The 23,364-nt window shown below is 71.7% G+C and carries 26 protein-coding genes; 19 read left to right on the forward strand and 7 right to left on the reverse strand.

Features of this window, described 5'->3' with window-relative positions; all coding sequences use genetic code 11:
• The first annotated feature begins 1 nt into the window (after position 1).
• From ACZ5VQ_RS14125 to ACZ5VQ_RS14155, 7 genes are all read left to right on the forward strand, one after another.
• On the forward strand, positions 2-166 hold the full coding sequence (locus tag ACZ5VQ_RS14125; protein WP_200398857.1) for a hypothetical protein: 165 nt from the start codon (positions 2-4) through the stop codon (positions 164-166).
• On the forward strand, positions 157-807 hold the full coding sequence (gene hisH, locus ACZ5VQ_RS14130) for an imidazole glycerol phosphate synthase subunit HisH (RefSeq protein ID WP_469105106.1): 651 nt from the start codon (positions 157-159) through the stop codon (positions 805-807). The genes ACZ5VQ_RS14125 and hisH overlap by 10 nt, the downstream gene beginning before the upstream one ends.
• A gap of 3 nt (positions 808-810) precedes the next feature.
• Complete coding sequence (gene priA, locus ACZ5VQ_RS14135; RefSeq protein ID WP_469105107.1) at positions 811-1,545, forward strand: bifunctional 1-(5-phosphoribosyl)-5-((5-phosphoribosylamino)methylideneamino)imidazole-4-carboxamide isomerase/phosphoribosylanthranilate isomerase PriA; 735 nt, start codon at positions 811-813, stop codon at positions 1,543-1,545.
• Complete coding sequence (locus tag ACZ5VQ_RS14140; protein ID WP_469105108.1) at positions 1,542-1,940, forward strand: RidA family protein; 399 nt, start codon at positions 1,542-1,544, stop codon at positions 1,938-1,940. Before priA ends, ACZ5VQ_RS14140 begins: the two co-directional genes overlap by 4 nt.
• On the forward strand, positions 1,937-2,692 hold the full coding sequence (gene hisF / locus ACZ5VQ_RS14145; RefSeq protein ID WP_469105109.1) for an imidazole glycerol phosphate synthase subunit HisF: 756 nt from the start codon (positions 1,937-1,939) through the stop codon (positions 2,690-2,692). Before ACZ5VQ_RS14140 ends, hisF begins: the two co-directional genes overlap by 4 nt.
• A 143-nt stretch (positions 2,693-2,835) precedes the next feature.
• A complete protein-coding gene (locus tag ACZ5VQ_RS14150; protein ID WP_362074044.1) occupies positions 2,836-3,423 on the forward strand; it encodes an ArsR/SmtB family transcription factor in 588 nt (195 codons plus the stop codon).
• 40 nt (positions 3,424-3,463) lie between these two features.
• The gene (locus ACZ5VQ_RS14155; RefSeq protein ID WP_469105110.1) at positions 3,464-4,714 is read left to right on the forward strand and encodes an MFS transporter; all 1,251 of its coding nucleotides are present in this window, start codon (positions 3,464-3,466) and stop codon (positions 4,712-4,714) included.
• 20 nt (positions 4,715-4,734) lie between these two features.
• Here the strand turns inward: ACZ5VQ_RS14155 and ACZ5VQ_RS14160 are convergent, their stop codons facing one another.
• Positions 4,735-5,370, reverse strand: a complete 636-nt coding sequence (locus ACZ5VQ_RS14160) for a TIGR03085 family metal-binding protein (protein ID WP_469105111.1) — start codon at positions 5,368-5,370, stop codon at positions 4,735-4,737.
• Between the two features lie 84 nt (positions 5,371-5,454).
• On the opposite strand from ACZ5VQ_RS14160, the gene hisI reads away from it, so the two are divergent.
• The 11 genes from hisI to lgt all read left to right on the forward strand — a co-directional run bounded on the left by hisI (position 5,455) and on the right by lgt (position 14,863).
• Entirely contained in the window at positions 5,455-5,892 is a 438-nt protein-coding gene (gene hisI, locus ACZ5VQ_RS14165) for a phosphoribosyl-AMP cyclohydrolase (RefSeq protein ID WP_469105112.1), read from the forward strand.
• 11 nt (positions 5,893-5,903) lie between these two features.
• Positions 5,904-7,397, forward strand: coding sequence for an anthranilate synthase component I (locus ACZ5VQ_RS14170; RefSeq protein WP_469105113.1), 1,494 nt, complete (start codon positions 5,904-5,906; stop codon positions 7,395-7,397).
• Positions 7,398-7,509: 112 nt separating this feature from the next.
• Positions 7,510-8,151: a TIGR02234 family membrane protein gene (locus ACZ5VQ_RS14175; RefSeq protein WP_362074059.1), complete on the forward strand. Its 642-nt coding sequence runs from the start codon at positions 7,510-7,512 to the stop codon at positions 8,149-8,151.
• Between the two features lie 203 nt (positions 8,152-8,354).
• The gene (locus ACZ5VQ_RS14180; protein WP_200398865.1) at positions 8,355-8,594 is read left to right on the forward strand and encodes an HGxxPAAW family protein; all 240 of its coding nucleotides are present in this window, start codon (positions 8,355-8,357) and stop codon (positions 8,592-8,594) included.
• Between the two features lie 118 nt (positions 8,595-8,712).
• Positions 8,713-9,171 carry a DUF2752 domain-containing protein gene (locus tag ACZ5VQ_RS14185; protein ID WP_362074062.1) on the forward strand — a complete coding sequence of 153 codons (459 nt, stop codon included), beginning with the start codon at positions 8,713-8,715 and terminating at the stop codon, positions 9,169-9,171.
• A 168-nt stretch (positions 9,172-9,339) separates the two neighbouring features.
• Complete coding sequence (trpC, locus tag ACZ5VQ_RS14190) at positions 9,340-10,149, forward strand: indole-3-glycerol phosphate synthase TrpC (protein WP_189840339.1); 810 nt, start codon at positions 9,340-9,342, stop codon at positions 10,147-10,149.
• Positions 10,150-10,158: 9 nt separating this feature from the next.
• Positions 10,159-10,446 carry a tryptophan biosynthesis modulator TrpM gene (gene trpM, locus ACZ5VQ_RS14195; RefSeq protein ID WP_469105114.1) on the forward strand — a complete coding sequence of 96 codons (288 nt, stop codon included), beginning with the start codon at positions 10,159-10,161 and terminating at the stop codon, positions 10,444-10,446.
• A gap of 177 nt (positions 10,447-10,623) precedes the next feature.
• A complete protein-coding gene (gene trpB / locus ACZ5VQ_RS14200) occupies positions 10,624-11,916 on the forward strand; it encodes a tryptophan synthase subunit beta (RefSeq protein ID WP_469105115.1) in 1,293 nt (430 codons plus the stop codon).
• Positions 11,913-12,728, forward strand: coding sequence for a tryptophan synthase subunit alpha (trpA, locus tag ACZ5VQ_RS14205; protein WP_388468824.1), 816 nt, complete (start codon positions 11,913-11,915; stop codon positions 12,726-12,728). Before trpB ends, trpA begins: the two co-directional genes overlap by 4 nt.
• A gap of 101 nt (positions 12,729-12,829) precedes the next feature.
• Positions 12,830-13,603: a DsbA family protein gene (locus tag ACZ5VQ_RS14210; RefSeq protein WP_362074074.1), complete on the forward strand. Its 774-nt coding sequence runs from the start codon at positions 12,830-12,832 to the stop codon at positions 13,601-13,603.
• A gap of 198 nt (positions 13,604-13,801) precedes the next feature.
• Positions 13,802-14,863: a prolipoprotein diacylglyceryl transferase gene (gene lgt / locus ACZ5VQ_RS14215; RefSeq protein WP_469105116.1), complete on the forward strand. Its 1,062-nt coding sequence runs from the start codon at positions 13,802-13,804 to the stop codon at positions 14,861-14,863.
• 68 nt (positions 14,864-14,931) lie between these two features.
• Here the strand turns inward: lgt and ACZ5VQ_RS14220 are convergent, their stop codons facing one another.
• The 6 genes from ACZ5VQ_RS14220 to ACZ5VQ_RS14245 all read right to left on the reverse strand — a co-directional run bounded on the left by ACZ5VQ_RS14220 (position 14,932) and on the right by ACZ5VQ_RS14245 (position 22,091).
• Positions 14,932-15,804, reverse strand: coding sequence for an HpcH/HpaI aldolase/citrate lyase family protein (locus tag ACZ5VQ_RS14220; protein WP_469105117.1), 873 nt, complete (start codon positions 15,802-15,804; stop codon positions 14,932-14,934).
• Positions 15,801-17,009: a CaiB/BaiF CoA transferase family protein gene (locus tag ACZ5VQ_RS14225; RefSeq protein WP_469105118.1), complete on the reverse strand. Its 1,209-nt coding sequence runs from the start codon at positions 17,007-17,009 to the stop codon at positions 15,801-15,803. Before ACZ5VQ_RS14225 ends, ACZ5VQ_RS14220 begins: the two co-directional genes overlap by 4 nt.
• A gap of 76 nt (positions 17,010-17,085) precedes the next feature.
• The gene (locus ACZ5VQ_RS14230) at positions 17,086-18,603 is read right to left on the reverse strand and encodes an ADP-ribosylglycohydrolase family protein (RefSeq protein ID WP_469105119.1); all 1,518 of its coding nucleotides are present in this window, start codon (positions 18,601-18,603) and stop codon (positions 17,086-17,088) included.
• Positions 18,600-19,745 carry an ADP-ribosylglycohydrolase family protein gene (locus ACZ5VQ_RS14235; protein ID WP_469105120.1) on the reverse strand — a complete coding sequence of 382 codons (1,146 nt, stop codon included), beginning with the start codon at positions 19,743-19,745 and terminating at the stop codon, positions 18,600-18,602. The genes ACZ5VQ_RS14230 and ACZ5VQ_RS14235 overlap by 4 nt, the downstream gene beginning before the upstream one ends.
• A gap of 7 nt (positions 19,746-19,752) precedes the next feature.
• Positions 19,753-20,856, reverse strand: a complete 1,104-nt coding sequence (locus ACZ5VQ_RS14240) for an ADP-ribosylglycohydrolase family protein (RefSeq protein WP_469105373.1) — start codon at positions 20,854-20,856, stop codon at positions 19,753-19,755.
• 221 nt (positions 20,857-21,077) lie between these two features.
• On the reverse strand, positions 21,078-22,091 hold the full coding sequence (locus ACZ5VQ_RS14245; RefSeq protein WP_469105121.1) for an ADP-ribosylglycohydrolase family protein: 1,014 nt from the start codon (positions 22,089-22,091) through the stop codon (positions 21,078-21,080).
• A 273-nt stretch (positions 22,092-22,364) separates the two neighbouring features.
• Here ACZ5VQ_RS14245 and ACZ5VQ_RS14250 point away from each other — a divergent pair, with 273 nt between their 5' ends.
• Complete coding sequence (locus ACZ5VQ_RS14250; RefSeq protein ID WP_469105122.1) at positions 22,365-23,096, forward strand: VIT1/CCC1 transporter family protein; 732 nt, start codon at positions 22,365-22,367, stop codon at positions 23,094-23,096.
• The last annotated feature ends 268 nt before the right edge of the window (positions 23,097-23,364 follow it).

The raw sequence follows: 23,364 nt of genomic DNA on the forward strand, positions 1-23,364 counted from the left end.
CATGACAGGCCTCAACACCATCCTCATCGTCGTCGGGCTCTTCCTGCTCGGCGGCGTCTACTCCTTCATCAAGCAGCAGATGCCGAAGGGTCTCATCGTGCTGCTGTCGATCGGCGCCGGCATGTGTCTGGTCGCGGGCGTCCTGAGGCTGGAGGTGTGGAATTGAGCTCCCCTTCCAAACGCGTAGTCGTCTTTGACTACGGCTTCGGGAACGTGCGCTCGGCGGAACGCGCCCTCGCGCGCGCGGGTGCCGACGTCGAGATAACGCGTGACTTCGACAAGGCCATGAACGCGGACGGCCTGCTGGTGCCCGGTGTGGGCGCCTTCGCCGCATGCATGAAGGGGCTGAAGGAGGCGCGCGGCGACTGGATCGTCGGCCGTCGTCTCGCCGGTGGCCGGCCGGTCATGGGCATCTGCGTCGGTATGCAGATCCTCTTCGCGCGCGGCATCGAGCACGGCGTGGAGACCGAGGGCCTCGACGAGTGGCCCGGCTCGGTCGAGCCGCTGCAGGCCGACATCGTGCCCCACATGGGCTGGAACACCGTCGAGGCACCGACGGGCTCGCAGCTCTTCGCCGGCCTGGACACGGACGCGCGCTTCTACTTCGTGCACTCGTACGCCGTCCACGACTGGAACCTCGAAGTCGCCAACCCGGCGATGCGCGCCCCGCTCGTCACCTGGTCGACGCACGGCAAGCCCTTCGTCGCGGCCGTCGAGAACGGCGCTCTGTGGGCCACCCAGTTCCACCCCGAGAAGTCCGGCGACGCCGGAGCGCAGCTGCTCACCAACTGGATCGGAACCCTGTAGACCATGGCCAAGCTCGAACTCCTCCCCGCCGTCGACGTCCGTGACGGCCAGGCGGTCCGCCTCGTCCACGGCGAGTCCGGTACGGAGACCTCGTACGGCTCTCCTCTGGAGGCGGCGCTCGCCTGGCAGCGGGCGGGTGCCGAGTGGCTGCACCTCGTGGACCTGGACGCCGCGTTCGGCACGGGTGACAACCGTGCGCTGATCGCCGGGGTCGCGGAGCGCATGAAGGAACTGCACATCAAGGTGGAGCTGTCCGGCGGCATCCGCGACGACGCCACGCTCGCCGCGGCCCTCGCCACCGGCTGCACCCGGGTGAACCTCGGCACGGCCGCCCTGGAGACCCCCGAGTGGGTCGCCAAGGTCATCGCCGAGCACGGCGACAAGATCGCGGTCGGCCTCGACGTACGCGGCACGACCCTGCGCGGCCGCGGCTGGACCCGCGACGGCGGCGACCTCTACGAGACGCTGGAGCGCCTCAACAAGGAGGGCTGCGCGCGGTACGTCGTCACGGACATCGCGAAGGACGGCACGCTCCAGGGCCCGAACCTGGAGCTGCTGAAGAACGTGTGCGCGGCGACCGACCGCCCGGTGGTGGCGTCCGGCGGGGTCTCGTCCCTTGACGACCTGCGTGCCATCGCCGAGCTCGTGCCCCTCGGTGTCGAGGGCTCGATCGTCGGCAAGGCCCTGTACGCGAAGGCGTTCACCCTGGAAGAGGCCCTGGAGGCGGTGGCCAAGTGAGCGAGCTGCGACGCGTCACGACCGGCGCCCCCTGGGAGGACGCCTTCGGGTACTCCCGCGCGGTGGAACTGCCGAACGGGCTGGTACTGGTCTCCGGCTGCACCTCGATAGTGGACGGCGAGATCGCCGGAGGCGGCCCGTACGAGCAGGCGGTCAACGCGTTCAACGTCGCGCTGGCGGCGCTGAAGCAGCTGGATCTCGGCCGCGAGGACGTCGTACGGACGCGCATGTACCTCACCCACGCCCGCGATGTGGAGGATGTCGGACGCGCTCACAAGGAGCTGTTCGACTCCGTCCGGCCCGCCGCATCCATGATCATCGTCTCCGGTTTCGTGGACCCCAGCCTGGTGGTCGAGGTCGAGGTGGAGGCGTACCGAGAGGCACCCGAGTCATGACCCTGGCCGTACGAGTCATCCCCTGCCTGGACGTCGACAACGGCCGGGTCGTCAAGGGCGTCAACTTCCAGAACCTGCGCGACGCGGGCGACCCCGTCGAGATGGCCAAGGTGTACGACGCCGAGGGCGCCGACGAGCTGACGTTCCTGGACATCACCGCGTCCTCGGGCAACCGCGAGACGACGTACGACGTGGTGCGGCGCACCGCCGAGCAGGTCTTCATCCCGCTCACCGTGGGCGGCGGCGTCCGCACCGCCGAGGACGTCGACAAGCTGCTGCGGGCGGGCGCGGACAAGGTCGGCGTCAACACGGCCGCCATCGCCCGCCCCGACCTGATCCGCGAGATCGCGGAGCGCTTCGGGCGGCAGGTGCTGGTCCTGTCGGTGGACGCGCGCCGGACCGCCGAGGGCACCTTCGAGGTCACCACCCACGGCGGCCGCGAGGGCACCGGCATCGACGCCGTCGAGTGGGCGCACCGGGCCGCCGAGCTGGGCGCGGGCGAGATCCTGCTCAACTCGATGGACGCCGACGGCACGAAGGACGGCTACGACATCGAGATGATCGAGGCCGTACGGAAGCACGTCACGGTGCCGGTGATCGCCTCCGGCGGCGCGGGCAGGCTGGCCGACTTCCCGCCGGCCGTCGCCGCGGGCGCGGACGCCGTGCTCGCCGCGTCCGTCTTCCACTTCGGCGACCTGCGGATCGGCGAGGTGAAGCAGGCGTTGCGGGAGGCGGGGCATCCGGTGCGGTGACGCCCCGGAGACTCGGTCTCGCGTAGGAGAGGTTTCGGTAAGCCCCGGTCACCTGGTGGCCGGGGCTTACTCGTGGCGGGAAGGGAAAGGAAAGTTGCGCAATTTATATTGCGCAACTTTCCTTTCGTATCTACGGTGGTGTCATGAGCGGCACGGAGAACCTCCCGATCACGGACCTGGGAACCCTCAAGGCCCTGGCCCACCCCCTGCGGATGCAGCTGTACCGAGGGCTGTGCGTGGCCCGCACCGCCACCGCGTCCCAGCTCGCCGAGCAGGTCGACGAAGCGGTCTCACTGGTCAGCTACCACCTGCGCAAGCTCGCCGAGCACGGGCTGATCGAGGCGGCCGAGCCGCAGAGCGGGGACGGCCGCGAGCGCTGGTGGCAGCCCTCGTCGCAGGGCGTCAGCATCAGGGACAAGGACTTCCGGGACGCACCCGAGAGGGCCTCCGCACATCTGGCCGCCACCAGGCTCTTCCACGAGCAGCGGGCCGACATGTACCGCCGCTACCTCGACGAACGCCCCACCTGGGGCCCCGAATGGAACTCCGCCGCACCGGACAACGAGTCGCTGCTGCGGCTGACCCCCGCCGAACTGGCCGAACTCGGCGAGGAGTTGCTCGCCCTCGCCAGGAAGTACGACGAGAAGGGCCGCGCCGCCGAGGCGGCCGGCGCGACCGAGGGGCGCGAGAACGTCGCGCTGCATGTGTACGGATTCCCGTTCCGCACCTGAGAGTTCGCCCGCGCCCGCGCGCCCCAGAGAGGCCGTCGTCGTGACCGTCACCCCCGCGATATCCGAACCGCTCGCCGCCGAGCGCCCCGCCCACCGGGACCCCAACGTCCTGCGGTGGCTCGGCGCCTACACCGCGTCCATGGTCGGCGACAACATCTACTACCTCGCGCTGACCTGGGCCGCCGTCCAGGCGGGCACGCCCGCGCAGGCGGGGATCGTGGCGGCCGTGAGCGCCGTGCCGCGCGCCCTGCTGATGCTGGGCGGGGGAGTGGTGGCCGACCGGTTCGGGCCCCGAAAGGTCGTCATCGGCAGTGACGCCGTGCGGTGTGCGGCCGTGCTCGCCGTGGCCGCACTGCTCTTCGCCACGCCCCCCGGGCTGTGGCCGCTGGCGCTGCTCGCCCTCGTCTTCGGCACGGTCGACGCCGTCTTCATGCCCGCGGTGGGCGCCCTGCCGGCCCGTATCACCGGCCGCGGCCAGCTCACCCGAGTCCAGGGCATGCGCGGCCTCGCCATCCGCTTCGCCAACGTCGTGGGCGCGCCGCTCGGCGGTCTGGGCATCGCGCTGGGCGGGCCGGCCGCCGCCTTCGGACTGGCCGGGCTGCTGATCGCGGCGTCGGTGCCCCTGCTGGTCTCCCTGCGGGTCGCCGACCTTCCCAGGGACGAGAGGGACGCCGAGCGCCCCACCGCCTGGAGCGACCTCCGCGACGGACTGCGCTACATCCGCGGCCACCGCGTCCTCGCCCCGCTGATCGTCGCCATCGCCCTCGGGGACCTCGGCTTCGTCGGCCCGCTCAACGTGGGGCTGACCCTCCTCGCCGACGAGCGCGGCTGGGGCGCCTCAGGGGTGGGCTGGGTGCTCGCCGGGTTCGGCGTGGGCGCGGGCGCCGCCGCACTTCTGCTCGCCGTACGCGGGGGCCTTCCGCACGCCGGACACGTCATGGCGGTGACGATCCTGGCGGGCTCGGTCGCGGTCGGCGCCCTGGCCTACGTGCCGAACGTCGTCGCGGCCGCGGGCGTCGCCGTCCTCATCGGCCTGCTCACGGGCCTCAGCGGCGCCCTGTGCGGCGCACTGCTGCAGACCCGGTCCGACCCCGCCTACCTGGGCAGGGTCAGCTCCGTGGGCGGCATCGTCAGCCTCGGTCTCGCCCCGCTCAGCATGCCGGTGTCCGCCGTCGCGATCGGCGCGTGGGGCACGGGCCCGGTCTTCATCGTCAGCGCGGCCGTGTGCGGCCTCGGCGGGGTACTGACGCTGTGCGTCCGTGACCTCCGCCGGGCCGAACTCCCGAGGTAGCCGGACTCCCGAAGCAGCTGTCAGATGCCCAGCTGCTTCGCCTCGTGCAGCCTCGCGATCGCTTCCTTGTCGCCCTCCAGTTCCACCTCGGCCGCGTTCTTGCGGCCGTACAGGAACATCAGCAGCTCCGAGGGCTCGCCGGTGGCCGTCACGACGGGGGTGCCCCGGTGGGCGACCGCCGTCTGACCGTCCGGGCGGCGCAGGACCAGGCCCGTGGGGGTGCCGCGGCCCATCAGGCGGGCCGTGCGTTCCAGGCGGGACCAGAGGGCGTCCTGGAAGACCGGGTCGAGCTCGCGGGGAACCCAGTCGGGCTGGGCGCGGCGTACGTCCTCGGTGTGGACGTAGAACTCGATCGCGTTGGACGCCTCGTCGATCTGCTTCAGGGAGAAGGGCGAGAAGCGCGGCGGCCCCGTACGGATGAGCTGGATCAGCTCCTCGTACGGCTTGTCGGTGAACTCGGCCATCACCCGGTCGAGGCGTGAGGCGAGCTGCTTGATCAGGATGCCGCCCGCGGCATCCGGGCGGCGCTCGCGCACGACCACGTGCGCGGCGAGATCACGGGTGTTCCAGCCCTCGCACAGAGTGGGGGCGTCCGGGCCCTCCGTCTCCAACAGATCCGCGAGGAGAAGTCGTTCACGCTTGGCATGGGTCGACATACCTGCCAGCCTACGACTGCCTCCGGGGTCCGCCCAGTGGACAAGGGCACAGGAGTGTCGGACCGGCGCGGCACAATGGGCGTCATGACCAGCACGCCCCCGCCCAGCAGGCCCAGCAGCCTGGATCCCGAGATCGCCGCCCGCCTCAGGCGCAGCGCCGACGGGCTCGTCCCCGCCATCGCCCAGCAGTACGACACCGGAGAGGTGCTGATGCTCGGCTGGATGGACGACGAGGCGCTGCATCGCACGCTGACGACCGGCCGGTGCACCTACTGGTCGCGCAGCCGCCAGGAGTACTGGGTCAAGGGCGACACCTCCGGCCACTTCCAGTGGGTCAGGTCCGTCGCCCTCGACTGCGACGCGGACACCGTGCTGGTCAAGGTCGACCAGGTGGGCGCCGCCTGCCACACCGGCGACCGCACCTGCTTCGACGCCGACGTGCTCCTCAAGGACGGCGAGGGCACCGAGGGCACCGTGGACACCACGGGCGCCGATTCCGGCGTACCGGCCGTGGATCAGTAAGGTCAGCCGCCATGGACCTCGAGACCTTCCGCAAGCTGGCCACCGACCGGCGTGTCATCCCCGTCAGCCGCAAGCTCCTCGCGGACGGCGACACGCCCGTCGCGCTCTACCGCAAGCTCGCCGCCGAGCGCCCCGGCACCTTCCTCCTGGAGTCCGCGGAGAACGGCCGCTCCTGGTCCCGCTACTCGTTCGTGGGCGTCCGGTCGGCGGCGACCCTGACAGCCCGCGACGGCCAGGCCCACTGGCTCGGCACCCCGCCCGTCGGTGTCCCCGTCGACGGCGACCCCCTCGCGGCCCTGCGCGCCACCATCGAGACCCTGCACACGCCCCACGACCTCGTCTACGACCAGGGACTGCCCCCGTTCACCGGCGGCATGGTCGGCTACCTCGGCTACGACATCGTCCGCCGACTGGAGAAGATCGGCCCCGGCGAGCGCGACGACCTCCAGCTGCCCGAGCTGACCATGCTGCTCACCAGCGACCTCGCGGTCATGGACCACTGGGACGGCTCGGTCCTGCTGATCGCCAACGCGATCAACCACAATGATCTCGACACGGGCGTCGACGAGGCGTACGCGGACGCGGTGGCCCGCCTCGACGCCATGGAGGCCGACCTCTCGCGGTCCGTCTCGCAGCCCCCGGCCGCACTCCCGCCGTCCGAGCTTCCCGAGTACACCGCGCTGTGGGGCGGCCCCGACTACCAGGTCGCCGTCGAGGACATCAAGGAGCGCATCCGGGCCGGCGAGGCCTTCCAGGTCGTTCCCTCCCAGCGCTTCGAAACACCGTGCACGGCAAGCGCGTTGGACGTCTACCGGGTCCTGCGGGCCACCAACCCGTCCCCGTACATGTACCTCTTCCGCTTCGACGGCTTCGACGTCGTGGGTTCCTCCCCGGAGGCCCTGGTCAAGGTCGAGGACGGGCAGGCGATGGTGCACCCCATCGCGGGCACGCGGCCGCGCGGCGCCACGGTCCAGGAGGACCAGGCCCTCGCCGACGAGCTGATCGCCGACCCCAAGGAGCGCGCCGAGCACCTCATGCTCGTCGACCTGGGGCGCAACGACCTGGGGCGGGTCTGCGAGCCCGGCTCCGTCGAGGTCGTCGACTTCATGTCCATCGAGCGGTACTCGCACGTCATGCACATCGTGTCCACGGTGACGGGCAGGGTGGCCGAAGGGCGTACGGCCTTCGACGTACTGACCGCCTGCTTCCCCGCGGGCACCCTCTCCGGAGCCCCCAAGCCCCGCGCGATGCAGATCATCGACGAACTGGAGCCCTCGCGGCGCGGGCTGTACGGCGGCTGCGTCGGCTACCTCGACTTCGCGGGCGACTCCGACACCGCCATCGCCATCCGGACGGCCCTGCTCCGGGACGGCACGGCGTACGTGCAGGCCGGCGCCGGAGTCGTCGCCGACTCGGACCCCGTCGCCGAGGACACCGAGTGCCGCAACAAGGCGGCGGCCGTCCTGCGCGCGGTCCACACCGCGAACCGGCTCGGGCGACCGTAGGGCGCACATCGGCCCGGACCGCGGGAAACGGCCCTACAGCCGGACGTACGCGGACAGTGGGACGCGAGTCACGTGAACCCCGGGTGACGGTTCGCCCGGGGTTCAGGCGATAGTGGAGTACGTGACTGCTGTTCCGCACCCCCGATCCGAAGCCCCCGGACCCGCCCGGTCCGGCCGCCGAAGCCTCGCCCTCGCCCTGCTGTTCGGCGCGCTCGGCGCGGTCGTCGCGCTGCTCGCCTCGCGGCAGGGCTGGGCGGAGGGCACCGCGACGGTGGCCGGCGGCGACTTCCCGCTGAGCGCCAAGGGCGGCGATGTGACGGGCGTGCCCGCGTCCCTCGCCATAGTGGGCCTCGCCGCTCTCGTCGCCGTCTTCGCCGTCCGCCGTGCCGGCCGTTTCCTGGTCGCCGGGCTCCTCGCGCTCTCCGGCGCGGGCACCGTCGTCTCGGCGCTCCTCGGCGCCTCCGACAGCTCCGCGCTCGACGAGAAGGCGGCGCAGGCCTCCGGCGACAGCGGGGCGACCGTGGACGCCATGACCCACACCGCCTGGCCGTACGTGGCCGCGGCGGGTGGTGTGCTGCTGCTTCTCGCCGGGCTCCTCGCCCTGCGGTACGGGCGGCTGTGGCCCGCCATGTCGGGGCGGTACGAGCGTGACGGCACGCCCCGGCCCCGCAAGACCCGGGCCCCGGCCGACCCGGACCGGCCCGAGGAGATCTGGAAGGCGCTGGACCGGGGCGAGGACCCGACCGGTGCCTAGCACTCCGTGGGGATGCCGTAGGTTGGCTGCCCGCCGGTGGGGGCTGGTCGCGCAGTTCCCCGCGCCCCTTCCGGGGCACAGGCCCCCGCGTACCTGACGGGGCTCGATACCCCCGCGCAGGCCACACGCGCGCGTGCGGGACAATGGTCGGCGAGCGTCCGACTCACACACGCACAGCAACACAGATCATGAGGAGCTAAGTCATGGCGGGCAGCAACCACGGTCACACTCCGGCCGCCTGGACCGGTGTCACCATAGCGATCATCGGGTTCTGCATCTCCGGTGCCTTCATGGTGATGGCCAGCCCGCTGGGCTTCTGGGCCGGCATGGTCGTCGTGGCCCTCGGTGGCGTCGTCGGCATGGCCATGAGTGCGGCGGGCCTGGGCAAGCAGAAGGCCGCCCCCCGGACCCACCAGGTGGCGTCCGCGTCCGCCGAGAGCTGATCCTTCACGGCGTGCGGAGAGGCGGGGCCGGCTTCGAGTGCCGGGCCCGCCTCTTTCGCGTACGGACGCGCTCCTTCGCGTACGGGCATGTGTGCGGTGCGCGGCCCGGCGCGGCAGAATGCGTGGGGTGAACGCCGAAACCCGGAGGGTGACGCCCGCTCCAGGACCCGTGCCGCAGGGGTCCGTGGCGCGTCGGCTCCTCGTGCCCGGCGGGATCCTCGCGGCCGTGGCCGGCGCCTTCGCGTACGTGGGAGCCGTCGACCCGAACGAACCGGGGCACTACCCCGCCTGTCCGCTGCTCCAGTACGCCGGCGTGTACTGCCCCGGCTGCGGCGGACTGCGCAGCGCGCACGCCGTCGCGCACGGGGACCTCGTGGCGGCGCTCGGGGCCAACGCGGTCGCCGTCGTGGGGTATCTCGTGTTCGCCGTCGTATGGACCGTATGGGTGATCCGTACCGTCCGGGGGCGGCCGCTGCGCATCGATCCCCGGCCGTCCGTCCTGTGGGGCCTGGGCGCGTTGCTGCTGGTCTTCACGGTTGTCCGGAACCTGCCGTTCGGTGGCTGGCTGCATCCTTGATCAATCGGTGAACGTCCAGGTAGTGGGACCGGCGTCAACCGGATGCGAGGCCTAAGCCCTCCTCCGGATACCATCGCAGTGACCATCGGTTTCGTCCGAAGCGAGACGGACCCGGGTCAACCGCAGAAGCGCTTCAACTGTCAACCGTCTGGGAAGGGGGCCGCTCGCGTGAGTGTGCTCGACGAGATCATCGACGGAGTCCGTGCCGACCTCGCGGAGCGGCAGGCGCGCGTCAGCCTCGACGAGCTCAAGGAGCGCGCCGCGAAGGCTCCGGCTGCCAAGGACGGTGTCGCGGCCCTGCGCGGTGACGGCGTCAAGGTCATCTGCGAGGTCAAGCGCTCCAGCCCGTCCAAGGGCGCGCTCGCCGCGATCGCCGACCCCGCCGCACTCGCCGCCGACTACGAGGCGGGCGGCGCGGCCGTCATCTCCGTTCTCACGGAGCAGCGCCGCTTCGGCGGTTCGCTGGCCGACCTGGAGGCCGTCCGCGCCCGGGTCGACATCCCGGTGCTACGCAAGGACTTCATCGTCACCTCCTACCAGCTGTGGGAGGCCCGGGCGTACGGCGCGGACCTCGCGCTGCTCATCGTGGCCGCCCTCGACCAGCCTGCCCTGGAGTCCCTCATCGAGCGCGCCGAGTCCATCGGGCTCACCCCGCTCGTCGAGGTGCACGACGAGGACGAGGTCGAGCGGGCGGTGGACGCCGGCGCGAAGGTCATCGGCGTCAACGCGCGCAACCTCAAGGACCTCAAGGTCGACCGCGGCACCTTCGACCGCGTCGCCCCCGAGATCCCCGCGCACATCGTGAAGATCGCCGAGTCCGGCGTCCGCGGGCCGCACGACCTCATCGCGTACGCCAACGCCGGCGCCGACGCCGTGCTGGTCGGCGAGTCCCTGGTCACCGGCCGGGACCCGAAGACGGCCGTCTCCGACCTGGTCGCCGCGGGAGCCCATCCCGCGCTGCGGCACGGACGGGGCTGACCCTCCGGGATGTACGCCGACCGTTCCCTCGCCGCCACGACCACCCGTCCGGGCCCTGGCCCCGACGGTGGTCCGGCGCGCGTACGGTCGGCCGCCGCCGGCCCCTCGGTGGCCCGTGGCCCCTACGCACGGCTTGCCCGCGGCTGCCGTCCGCGAGGCTGCCGGGCGCCCGCGCGGCGTGTGCACGGCCGCCGGGTGCGGTACGTCATCGGTGACGAGCCCGGCCAGGTCAACGGCATGCGATGGCGCCGGCGCGCACGCGCCACCGCCGACAGTGGGCTCCGCCCCGTCTCCTGACGAGGCCGCGGCCCGGTTCGGCACAGCCGATCGTCGCTGATCACCGCCGTGGGGCCTCGCGCCGTCGCGGCGGGGAGTGGTACGCCTCCACATGAGCGAACCGCCGACGGCCGTGGCGCATACGTGACCGTCCATCCGACCTGTTGACCGGGGCTTTCGCCCCTGCGAGGTAACCGCATGTCCAGCGAGTTCTTCATTCCCGACCCCGAGGGTCAGGTCCCCAGCGCCGAGGGGTACTTCGGCGCGTTCGGCGGCAAGTTCATCCCGGAGGCGCTCGTCGCCGCCGTGGACGAGGTCGCCGTGGAGTACGACAAGGCGAAGTCCGACCCCGAGTTCGCCCGAGAACTGGACGACCTGCTCGTCCACTACACCGGCCGCCCCAGCTCCCTCACCGAGGTGCGGCGCTTCGCCGAACACGCCGGTGGCGCCCGGGTGTTCCTCAAGCGCGAGGACCTGAACCACACGGGCTCCCACAAGATCAACAACGTGCTCGGGCAGGCCCTGCTCACCAGGCGTATGGGCAAGACGCGGGTCATCGCCGAGACCGGCGCCGGCCAGCACGGCGTCGCGACGGCCACCGCCTGCGCGCTGTTCGGCCTCGAATGCACCATCTACATGGGCGAGATCGACACCCGGCGTCAGGCCCTGAACGTGGCCCGGATGCGCATGCTCGGCGCCGAGGTCATCGCCGTGAAGTCCGGCAGCCGCACGCTGAAGGACGCCATCAACGAGGCCTTCCGCGACTGGGTCGCCAACGTCGACCGCACCCACTACCTCTTCGGGACCGTCGCCGGACCACACCCCTTCCCGGCCATGGTCCGCGACTTCCACCGCGTCATCGGCGTCGAGGCCAGGCGGCAGATCCTGGAGCGCGCGGGCCGTCTCCCCGACGCGGCCGTCGCCTGCGTCGGCGGCGGCTCGAACGCCATCGGCCTCTTCCACGCCTTCATCCCGGACGCGGACGTACGCCTCATCGGCTGCGAGCCCGCCGGACACGGCATCGAGACCGGCGAGCACGCGGCCACCCTCACCGCGGGCGAGCCCGGCATCCTGCACGGCTCGCGGTCGTACGTCCTCCAGGACGAGGAGGGCCAGATCACCGAGCCGTACTCGATCTCGGCCGGACTCGACTACCCGGGCATCGGCCCCGAGCACGCGTACCTCAAGGACAGCGGCCGCGGTGAGTACCGTGCCGTCACCGACGACGCGGCGATGCAGGCCCTGCGCCTGCTCTCCCGTACCGAGGGCATCATCCCGGCGATCGAGAGCGCGCACGCGCTGGCCGGCGCCCTGGAGGTCGGCAAGGAGCTGGGGCCCGACGGGCTGATCGTCGTCAACCTGTCCGGGCGCGGCGACAAGGACATGGACACGGCCGCCCGTTACTTCGGCCTGTACGACGAGGGTGCCGACGCCGTCGTCGAGGCGGACGCCGACAGCGACAACGCGGAGATCGAGGGGGACGCCAAGTGAGCGGCAACATCCAACTGCTGAGCGACACCCTCGCCGGTGCGAAGGCCGAGGGGCGGTCCGCGCTCATCGCGTACCTGCCGGCCGGCTTCCCGACCGTCGACGGCGGGATCGCGGCCGTCAAGGCCGTCTTCGAGGGCGGCGCGGACGTCGTCGAGGTCGGTCTGCCGCACAGCGACCCCGTCCTCGACGGACCGGTCATCCAGACCGCCGACGACATCGCCCTGCGCGGCGGCGTCAAGATCGCGGACGTCATGCGCACGGTCCGCGAGGCATACGAGGCGACTGGCAAGCCCGTCCTCGTGATGACGTACTGGAACCCCATCGACCGCTATGGCGTCGAGCGCTTCACCGCCGAGCTGGCCGAGGCGGGCGGCGCGGGCTGCATCCTGCCCGACCTGCCCGTGCAGGAGTCCGCGCTGTGGAGGGAGCACGCCGAGAAGCACGGTCTCGCGACCGTCTTCGTCGTCGCGCCCAGCAGCAAGGACGCCCGGCTCGCCGAGATCACGAAGGCGGGCTCCGGCTTCGTCTACGCGGCCTCGCTGATGGGTGTCACCGGGACGCGTGAGTCCGTGGGCGCGCAGGCCCAGGACCTGGTGCGGCGCACCAAGGCCACCACCGACATCCCGGTCTGTGTCGGCCTCGGCGTCTCGAACGCCGAGCAGGCCTCGGAGGTCGCGGGCTTCGCCGACGGCGTCATCGTCGGCTCGGCCTTCGTGAAGCGGATGCTGGACGCCCCGGACGAGGCCGCGGGCCTGGACGCCGTACGCGCCCTCGCCGCCGACCTCGCGAAGGGCGTGCGCGGCACGGCGTGACCCATGTCCGTTCGAGCACGTAACGGACAATCCGCTCACTCGAACGGGTGGACCTGGGGCCGGGGAGGCGCGGTGCGCCTCCCCGGTTCGTTCTGCGGGATGTGAGCGAGAAGAACCGTGAGGGAAAGCGCACCGCCCGCGAGCGGCTGGCGGAAGAGCGAGCGAAGCAGAAGACGGCCGAGAAGCGCCGACGCGTGCTGATCGTGGGCGGTGCCGTCGTCTGCGTGCTGGCACTGGCCGCGGTCGGCGGTGTCCTTGCCGCGAACGCGGGCAAGGACAAGACCGACACGGCGGGCCCGGTGACGGCCCCCTCGGGGGCGAACGGCGACGACAGCCTCGCCATCCCCGTCGGCAAGGAGAGCGCCAAGTCGACCCTCACCGTGTGGGAGGACTTCCGCTGCCCGGCCTGCAAGAGCTTCGAGGACGCCTACCGCTCGACGATCCACGAGCTGACGGACGCCGGACAGCTCAAGGTCGAGTACCACCTCGCGACCCTGATCGACGGGAACATGGGCGGCAGCGGCTCCCTGCGCGCGGCCAACGCCGCGGCGTGCGCCCAGGACGCCGGGAAGTTCACCGCGTACCACGACGTGCTGTTCGAGAACCAGCCCGCCGAGACGGACGACGCGTACGCGAAGAACAGCAAACTGATCGAGCTGGCCGGCAAGGTCGACGGGCTGGACACCGGCACGTTCAAGAAGTGCGTCGACGACGGCGCGCACGACAGCTGGGTCGCCAAGTCCCACCAGGCCTTCCAGGGCGGCGGCTTCAGCGGCACGCCGACAGTGCTGCTGAACGGCAAGAACATCTACCAGGACCAGTCGATGACTCCGGCGAAGCTGAAGCAGATGGTGCAGCAGGCCGACAAGGCGTGAGCCGCGGCACCGCAGCGCCTGAGGCCGAGTTGTGAGGCGCTGAAGTGTGAGGCCGGGGAGGAGGCCGGTGGGCCGCAGGGGCTTCGCGGGTGTCACATCCGCACCGGAGGCCCCGTGGGTCCCGTCGGTCTCGTTATGGAGCCGTAGCCCGGGCGGGTTGCCGTACGTGCCGCCCGGCAGGGTAGCGTCGACTCCGCCATGGAAATTGCCTACATCCCCAGCCCGTCGCGCGGAGTGTACGAACTATTCGGCGTCATTCCGCTGCGCGGCTACGCGTTCTGCATCATCATCGGCGTCTTCGTAGCCGTCTGGCTCGGCAACAGGCGATGGATCGCGCGCGGGGGCCGACCAGGCACCGTGGCGGACATCGCCGTGTGGGCCGTGCCGTTCGGTCTCGTCGGCGGGCGGCTGTACCACGTCATCACCGACTACCAGCTGTACTTCAGCGAGGGTCAGGACTGGGTCGACGCCTTCAAGATCTGGGAGGGCGGCCTCGGCATCTGGGGCGCCATCGCGTTCGGCGCGGTGGGTGCCTGGATCGGCTGCCGCAGCCGGGGGATCCCGCTGCCCGCGTGGGCCGACGCCCTCGCGCCCGGCATCGCCCTCGCGCAGGCCATCGGCCGCTGGGGCAACTGGTTCAACCAGGAGCTGTACGGGCGGGAGACGGACCTCCCCTGGGCGCTGCACATCACGTCCACGACGGACGGCCGGGTGCCGGGCTACTACCACCCGACCTTCCTGTACGAGTCGCTGTGGTGCATCGGTGTCGCGGTCCTCGTCATCTGGGCCGACCGGCGCTTCAAGCTCGGCCACGGCCGCGCCTTCGCCCTGTACGTGGCCGCGTACTGCGCGGGCCGCTTCTGGATCGAGGCCATGCGCGTCGACGAGGCCCACCACTTCCTGGGGATGCGCCTCAACGAGTGGACCTCGATCGTCGTCTTCCTCCTCGCCGTCCTCTACATCGTGCTGTCGGCCCGGCGTCGTCCGGGACGCGAAGAGGTCGTCGAACCGGGTGCCTCCGACGGGGACACCGACGACGACGGCGCAGCGGTGACGCTGGACAAGAAGTCCGAGGACAAGGACTCCGAGACCAAGGACTCCAAGGGCAAGAAGCCCGACGCTGAGAAGTCCAAGGACGAGAAGGAGACGGCCAAGGCCGAATCAGACTCCGACTCCGGCTCCTCTGAGCCGGAGACCGACGACTCGTCGAGTTCCGTCGAGGCGAAGGACGAAGAAGCCGAGTCGGCCAAGAAGGCCTGACCTCAGTTCGTACGTGGAGGGGGCGCCCCGAGTAATCGGGGGCGCCCCCTCCACGCGTACGTGCACGACTAGCGGCGGCGGGCCAGAGCCAGGGTGCGGTGGGCCGCCGCCACCACCGCCGCGTCGATGAAGCGGCCGTCCGGGAGGGCCTGGGCGCCGGGGTGGGTGGCCGCGGCCTTGACGACCGACTCGGCCGATTCGATGTCCTCCGGGGTCGGGAGGTAGGCCGTCTCGATCACCGGGAGCTGGCGGGGATGGATGGCCGCGCGGCCGAGGAAGCCCAGCGCGCGGCCGTGGGCGCAGGACGCGGCCAGACCGGCGAGATCGCGCACGTCGGGATGGACGGACTGGGGAGGCGGGGCGAGCCCCGCCGCGCGGGCGGCCAGGACCACTCGGGAGCGTGGCCAGTCGAGGCCCGCGTCGTCGCGTACGCCGAGGTCGGCCCGGAGGTCGGCCTCGCCGAGCGAGATGCCGCGCAGGGCGGGGTGGGCCGTGGCGATCGCGTAGGCGTGCTCGACGGCGAGGGCCGATTCCAGGAGGGCGTACAGGGGGATGTGCGGCGTCCCGTCCGCCGTACGTACGACCTGGGCGGGGGCCGTGACCTTGGGCAGGCGGAGGCCCGAGAGGCTCGACAGGGCCGGGAGCGCGACGAGGGCCCGGAGGTCGGCGGCGGACTCCGGACTGTCCAGGGCATTGACGCGGACGTGCACCGGGACCGGGAGCGGGGACGGCTCGGACAGGAGGTCGGCGGTGGCGGCGCGGGCGTACTCCTTGCGGTCGGGGGCGACCGCGTCCTCCAGGTCGACGACGACCACGTCGGCGCCGGCGACCAGGGCCTTCGCCACCACTTCGGGGCGGTCGCCGGGGACGTACAGCCAGGTGAGAGGGAAGGCGTCGGTCGCTCCCGTGGCACCTGTGGCGCCGGTGGCTTCCGTGGTCACAGGGCGCCCTCCGATCTGAGCGTGGTGATCTCGGCCTCCGTCAGGCCGAGTTCGGCGAGGACGGTGTCCGTGTCGGCGCCGTGCGGGCGGCCCGCCCAGCGGATTCCACCGGGGGTGTCGGTGAGACGGAAGAGGACGTTCTGCATACGCAGCGGGCCCAGTTCGGGGTCGTCGACGGTCGTGACCGTGTCGAGGGCGGCGTACTGAGGGTCCGTCATGACGTCGCGTACGTCCTGGATGGGGGCCACCGCCGCCTCCGCCTTCTCGAACTCCGCAATGACCTCCTCGCGGGTGTGTTCGGCGATCCATGATCCGACCGCCTCGTCGAGGACGTCCGTGTGGCGGGCCCGTTCCGCGCCGGTGGTGAACCAGGGTTCGGCGGTCAGGTCGGGGCGGCCGACCAGGAGCATCACGCGTTCGGCGATCGACTGGGCCGAGGTCGAGACAGCGACCCAACTGCCGTCCGCGGTGCGGTAGGTGTTGCGGGGCGCGTTGTTCTGGGAGCGGTTGCCCGTGCGGGGCTGGACGTGGCCCAACTGGTCGTACCAGAGCGGCTGCGGGCCCAGGACCGTGAGGATCGGCTCGATGATCGCCATGTCGACGACCTGCCCGCGGCCTGTGCGGTCGCGGGCGGCGAGAGCCGTCATCACCGCGTACGCCGTGGCCAGGCCCGTGATCGAGTCGGCGAGGCCGAAGGGCGGGAGGGTCGGCGGGGCGTCCGGTTCTCCGGTGATCGCGGCGAAACCGCTCATCGCCTCGGCGAGTGTGCCGAAGCCGGGGCGGTGCGCGTACGGGCCGAACTGGCCGAAGCCGGTGACGCGGGCCAGGACCAGGCGGGGGTTCGCCGCCGACAACTCCTCCCAGCCGAGGTCCCATTTCTCCAGGGTCCCGGGGCGGAAGTTCTCGATGATCACGTCGGTGGAGGCGGCCATGCGGAGGAGGGTGGTTCGGCCGCCCTTGGTGGAGAGGTCCAGCGTCATCGTGCGTTTGTTGCGGCCGAGGAGTTTCCACCACAGGCCGATGCCGTTCTTCGACGGGCCGTGGCCGCGGGACGGGTCCGGTCTGCGGGGGTGCTCGACCTTGATGACCTCCGCGCCGAAGTCGCCGAGCATCGTGGCGGCGAGGGGGCCGGCGAAGAGGGTGGCGAGGTCGAGAACACGGAGGCCGGTGAGGGGTGCCGGTGCGGTCACGGCGGTTTGGGTCATGGGTGGGGGGACTCCTGGTGGGGATGGAGATGGGGATGCGGATGGTGATGGGGAGTTGGCTGCGCAGGGGGAGGGGTCAGGTGGTCGGACGGGTCGCCAGTTGGGCTGTCAGGTCGGCGAGGGTGTCGAAGCCCGTGCCGTTGAAGTCGCCGATGGACGTGGCCAGTCGGTTCTTGAGGGGGGTCGTCCAGCGGGACGGGATCGCTTCGGGGGCGCCCGCGAGCAGGCCCGTGATCGAGCCGGCCGTCGCGCCGTTCGAGTCCGTGTCCCAGCCGCCCGACACGACACGGCAGATGGAGGCCGTGAAGTCGCCGTCCGCGTGGGTGAGGGCGGCGGCGAGCAGGGCCGTGTTGGGGATGGCGTGGACCCAGTGGTACGCGGCGTGGGTGGCGTGCAGTTCGTCGACGACCGTCTCGAAGTCCCGGTGCTCCAGGGTCAGTTGGATCGCCTGGCGGATGGCTCGGGCGAGGCGGGAGTCGGGCGGGACGACTGTGAGGCCTGTGCGCAGGCAGGTGTGGATGTCGCTCGTGCCGGTGGCCGCCTCGGCGATGGCGGCAGCCGTGAACATCGCCGCGTAGACGCCGTTGGCGGTGTGGGTGAGGGTGGCGTCCCTGTGCGCCTGTTCCGCGGCGGCCGCCGGGGCGCCCGGGTTGGTCCAGCCGTGGGCGTCCGCGCGGATCAGGGCGCCGATCCATTCGCGGAACGGGTTGCGGTGGTGGGCCGTGTGCGGGGGTTCGATGCCGTCGAGGAGGTTGCGGTAGGCGACGCGTTCCGCGGTGAACGTGCGGCCTGCGGGGAGTTCGTCCAGCCAGAGGCGGGCCACGTCCGTGGTGGTGAAGTGCTTGCCGTGGCGTTGGAGGAGCAGGAGGTTCAGGAGGGGGTAGTTGAGGTCGTCGTCCTCCGGCATGCCGTCGATGTTCTCGGCGAGGGAGGTGGGGGCGGAGCGGCGGTTCCAGGGGTGGGTGGCTTTGAGGTCCGGGGGGAGGCCTCGTTCTGTGAACCAGGTGGTGAGGGGCCAGTTGCCGGTGGCTCTGGCCAGTGCTCTGATGCCGTCCAGGGGGAGTCTTTCCACTGGCTTGCCGAGGAGGCAGCCTGCGGCTCTGCCCAGCCAGGCGGCTTCCAGGCGGGGGTGGAGTGTGGCTGGGGTCAGGGATGGGTTTTCTTCCCCAGGCCCGCCCCTTCCCGAAGGTGGGGGCGCTGCCCCCACGCCCCCGGAGCTTCGGCTGAGGGCTGCTGTGCCCACCCGTTCCGCCCCAGCGGAACGATTGCCCACAGCGGTGAGGAGGGGGCCCTCTGCTGTTGTGGGCCAGCGGGGGCAGAGGGCTTTGATTTTGGGCAGGGTCGTTGGCTCTCTGTCCTTCAACCTGCTTGGTAGGTCAGCCAGTTCGTCCAGGAGGTCCTGGGCCAGGGCCCGTAGGTAGGGGGTGGCCGGTTGGGGGGAGGCGCCTGCTCGTTGGGGGGACTGGGGGCCGCCCGCCCTGTGCCAGCGGGCGGCGATGGCCGATGGTTCGCGGCCGTCCTCCTCCGCCTGGTGGAGTTCGTGGCCCAGTAGGTCCTCCGGCTGGACCCAGGTCAGGCGCAGGAGGGGGGTCATGTCAGCTCCGCGTAGGCCGTCTCGTGGGTGCGGCGGCGGGTGGTGTCGCGGGTGAAGATCTCGCGGGTCACCTCTGTGAGCGTCGTCGCGGGAGCCTGCAGGTCCAGGCGGCTGGACTCCGCGACCGTCTTGGCCCAGTCGGGCGGGATCTCCGCGCCGAGGGCGCCCGTCAGCGCCCCGGACATCGTGGCGATCGAGTCGCAGTCGCGGCCGTAGTTCACCGAGCCCAGGACCGCGTGCCGGTAGTCGCCGCGGGAGATGAGCAACATGGCGAGGGCGACCGGGAGTTCCTCGATGGAGTGGATGCGGGAGGGGCGACGGGCGCCCAGGGACGGGGCGCGGTAGTCGGGGCCGACCGTGTCATAGGGCGCCACCGCCTCGCGCAGGGGGCGTAGCGCCGACTCGAAGTCCGAGTAGCGCGACGCCGTGTCGCAGACCGTTTCGATGGCCGCCCGTGTGCCGTCCTTCGCCAGCGACAGACAGGCGTCGACGACCGAGTCCGGGGTTGCGCCCGGGGTGCAGGCCGCTGCCACCGCCGCCGCGAACACGCCCGCGGCCTCGCGTCCGTACGACGACTGATGGGCCCCCGCGATGTCGAGGGCCTCCGCGTACGCGCCCGCCGGGTTGGCCGCGTTGACCAGGCCGACCGGTGCCATGTACATCGCGGCGCCGCAGTTGACGATGTTGCCGGCGCCGGCCTCGCGGGGGTCCACGTGGCCGTAGTGGATCCTCGTCACCAGCCACTTCTCCGCCAGGAAGATCCGGTGGAGGGGGAGCGCCTCGGCCTCCAGTTCCGGAATCCAGCGCGGTGTCGTCATCAGGTCGGGGACCAGGTGGTCGGCGACGGCGTACGCGTCCAGGTGGTCGCGGACCTTCGCGTACACCCGTACCAGCGCGTGCGTCATCAAGGTGTCGTCGGTGACGTGGCCGTCGCCCTTGTGGTACGGGGCGATGGGGCGGGCCGTGCGCCAGTCGTCGCCGTTCCAGGGACCGACGATGCCGTGGACCCGGCCGCCGTGGCGTTCGGCGATCTGCTCGGGGGAGTAGCCCTCGACGGGGCCGCCGAGCGCGTCGCCGACGGCGGCTCCCACGAGGCTTCGGGTGATCCGTTCTTCCAGGGTTGCGAGTGCGGTGGGCGTCATGTCCGAATCATCCCCCTGAGAGGGCCAGTTCCGTGGCTGCCAGCAGTTCGGCGAGTTCCACCAGGTCCGTGCCGGTCAGCCGGGGGAGCGCGCAGCCCGAGAGCGTGCGGCACGCGTCGCGCCAGGAGGCCGGGATCGCCGTGCCGCCGCCGATCGCGCCGGTCAGCGCGCCGACGAGAGCCGGGGCCGAGTCCGCGACCCGGGACAGACACGCGGCCGCGGGTACCGCCTCGGCGATCCGGCCGTGCGAGGCGGTGGCGAGGGCGAGGGCCACCGGGACGGTCTCGGCGGCGGCGATGCCGTAGCTGTAGACGTGGTCGACGATCTGGTGTTCCAGGAGCGGTACGAGGCTGAAGGCGCTGTCGGCCTCGCGGGCGAGCGCCAGCGCGTGGCGGGCGTTGCGGCCGATCTCCGTGGACTCCGGGAGTTCGGCGAGCGCGGCTGCCACGCAGGTGTCGGCGTCCTCGCCGGCCAGGGCGAGGGCCAGCGCCGCCGCCATCGCGCGGGCGCCGTGCACGCCGTCGCCGTCCTGGGTGTAGCGGGCGTCGAACTCGGCGAGTTCCGCGGCGAGTTGAGGGTCCCCGGCGTGGGCCACCGCCAGCACGCAGGCCCGTACGCAGGCCGCGTCGTCGAAGTAGTGGGGGTTGTCGTGGCCGGTGGCGGGCGGGCGCAGGCCGGTGGCGAGGTTGCCGAGGCCCGCCCGTACGGAGATGCGGGCGCGCAGGGGGAGTACGGCCGACTCGACCTCGGGGGCGCGGTCGGCCGCCGCGGCGACTTCGCTGGCGATGGCGTTCCAGGAGAGGTCGATGGCCGCGCGCATGCGGCGTTCTCGGCTCAGGTCGCCGAGTGCGCCGGGGTCGGTGGCGCGCAGGACGGCCTCCGCCGCGAATGCAGCCCATTCGGCGTCGTCCGAGGGGCCGAGTCTGAGGGGTTCCGGTGGCTGGTTCAGGGCGATGGGGACGGGGAGGGTGGTTGTGGCGTTCTGTTCGGCGAAGGTGTCCAGTTCTCGGGTGAGGCGTCGTGTCCATTCGGGCATGCGGGCGGCTCTGTGCCTGGCGGCGGGCCAGCCTGCGGCGTCGCCTGCGGCCAGGCCGAGCAGGAGGCCTTCGATTCGCCGTGGAGTGTCGGTCCGGGGTGTGGTGTGCGGGTCTGTGGGGGTTGAGTGCGCAGTTCCCCGCGCCCCTGAGGGAGTCGTGGGCGTCCGGGGTGTGATGTGCGGGTCCGTGGGGGCTGGGTGCGCAGTTCCCCGCGCCCCTGACGGGGCGGCTGGGTGTGCCGTTCCTCGTGTCGCTGAAGGGGCGCCCTCGTTCGGGTCGTTCAGTAGTTCTGGTTTCACTGGGGTACCTCGTCCTCGTCCGGGGTCAGGAGGTCCGCCACGTCCAGGATGTGGTGGCCCTGCATGGATGGGAGGCAGCTGCCTCTTGCCGGGCCGATCGCTGCCGACCAGGTCGGTGGGATCGACGAGGCGCCCTTCGTCGCGCCGGCCAGGGCGCCCGCCACCGCTGCCGTGGTGTCGGCGTCGCGGCCCATGTTGACCGCGGTGAGGACCGCTTCCGTGAAGTCGCCGTCGGCGGCCGCGTACGCGCCGAAGGCCAGGGCGACGGCCTCGGGGGCGAGGTCGGTCCAGGGGTAGCCGCCGATGACGACGGCGGAGCGGACGGCGCGTTCGCCGCGGTGGGCGCAGGCGACGGCGCGGCGCAGCGAACGGGCCGTCCAGGAGTCGTCGGGGATCACCGCCAGGGCCGAGGCGACCACCACCATCGGCGGGGCGCCCGCCATCGCCGCGGCCACGCCCGCCGCGACCGCCTGGCCGCCGTAGATGCCCTCGCCGTCGTGGCTCACCGAACCGTCGATCGCCACCAGGCGGGCGGCCTCCGCGGGGCGGCCCGCCGCGAAGACGCCGAAGGGGGCCGCGCGCATGGCGAGGCCGTCGCTCCAGGCGTGCCGGTGCTGCGCGGAGATCGGGGCGGCCAGGCCCCGCCGCAGGTTCTCCAGCGTGCCCCGCTCGCTGAAGCCCGCGCCCCGGAACGGACCCTCGTCGAGGTCGGCGATCCAGTGGTGCCAGGCCGCCTCCACATGCCGGGGCGTGAGCGCCGAACCGTGCCGGGCCAGGAGCAGCCCCGAGAAGATCGCGTACTCCGTGTCGTCCGTGCCGGCCGGAGTCTCGGTCACGTACCCCGTGATGCGGCCCCAGCGTGCGCGGATCTCGGACGGCTTCATGTTCTCGGCGGGCGCCCCCAGCGCGTCCCCGACGGCGAGTCCGAGCAGTGCGCCGCGCGCCCGATCGCGGAGGCCGGTGGCGTCCCCGGGAGCCGGGACCGAGGGAACGCAGGCAATCGAAGCCATGACGGTGCCTCTCCATCGCGGGGTCCCGGAAGGTCTGAGGGACCCTTTGCGGATCTGTCCCCACCAAGTGGTTCGGCGGAGCCTCGCGCGGCTCAGCGTCACCCGGTCGACATCTGTGCGCAGGTCTCTACGGATGAGCGAAGGGTGGTGAAAGCCCAGGTAAGTACGGCCTTCCTTGCTGGCGGCGGCGAAATTTCGGGCGTAGCTTGGGTGTTGTCCAAGAGTAGAAATAGTCTAAGTTGCACTCCTAGCAGCACTTCGGGAGACCCGGGCATGGCCATCATCGAGACCGAGGCGGCGCTTCACGAGGCGCATCGCGACAACCACACCCACCGGGACGTCAGCGGCGGCTGGCTGCGCCCCGCCGTCTTCGGTGCGATGGACGGTCTGGTCTCCAACCTGGCGTTGATGACGGGTGTGGCGGGCGGTGCCGTGTCCCATCGGACGATCGTCATCACCGGACTCGCGGGGCTGGCCGCCGGTGCCTTCTCCATGGCGGCCGGCGAGTACACCTCCGTCGCCTCGCAGCGCGAGCTCGTCGAGGCCGAACTCGACGTCGAGCGCCGGGAGTTGAGGAAGTACCCGAAGGACGAGGAGCGTGAGCTCGCCGAGCTGTACCAGGCGCGGGGCGTCGAGCCCGATCTCGCCCGTGAAGTCGCCCGGCAGTTGTCGAAGGATCCCGAGCAGGCCCTGGAGATACACGCTCGCGAGGAGCTGGGCATCGATCCCGGTGACCTGCCCTCGCCGACCGTCGCCGCCGTGTCGAGCTTCGGCTCGTTCGCCCTGGGCGCCCTGCTCCCCGTACTCCCCTATCTGCTGGGCGCGACCGCTCTGTGGCCCGCGCTGCTGCTCGCGTTCCTCGGGCTCTTCGCGTGCGGTGCGATCGTGGCCCGGGTGACCGCGAAGTCCTGGTGGTACAGCGGGCTGCGGCAGCTCGCGCTGGGCGGTGCCGCGGCCGGTGTGACGTACGCCCTGGGCACTCTGTTCGGTACGGCCGTAGGATGACCCGCGCGCCGTTGAGTCGAGCAGCTATGCAAGGGACTGCATAAGTAGTCGTTACTCGGCGGTTTCGAATCCTTAACCACTGGGCATGAGCCGTAAGCGCTGCGGGCAATGACGCCTGCACAGCAATTGAAGCGTTGGGCGACGTTGCCTGCCGCGATCGGGCCGACGGTCATTGATCTGTCCGAATAGGTCCCCTTGTTCAGCCGCCACGAGCGGCCTCCGCCGCGACCCGCGGCGTCCGCATGTTGGAACGCCGTATCCGGTTCCC

This window comes from Streptomyces sp. NPDC033178, from assembly GCF_055577685.1.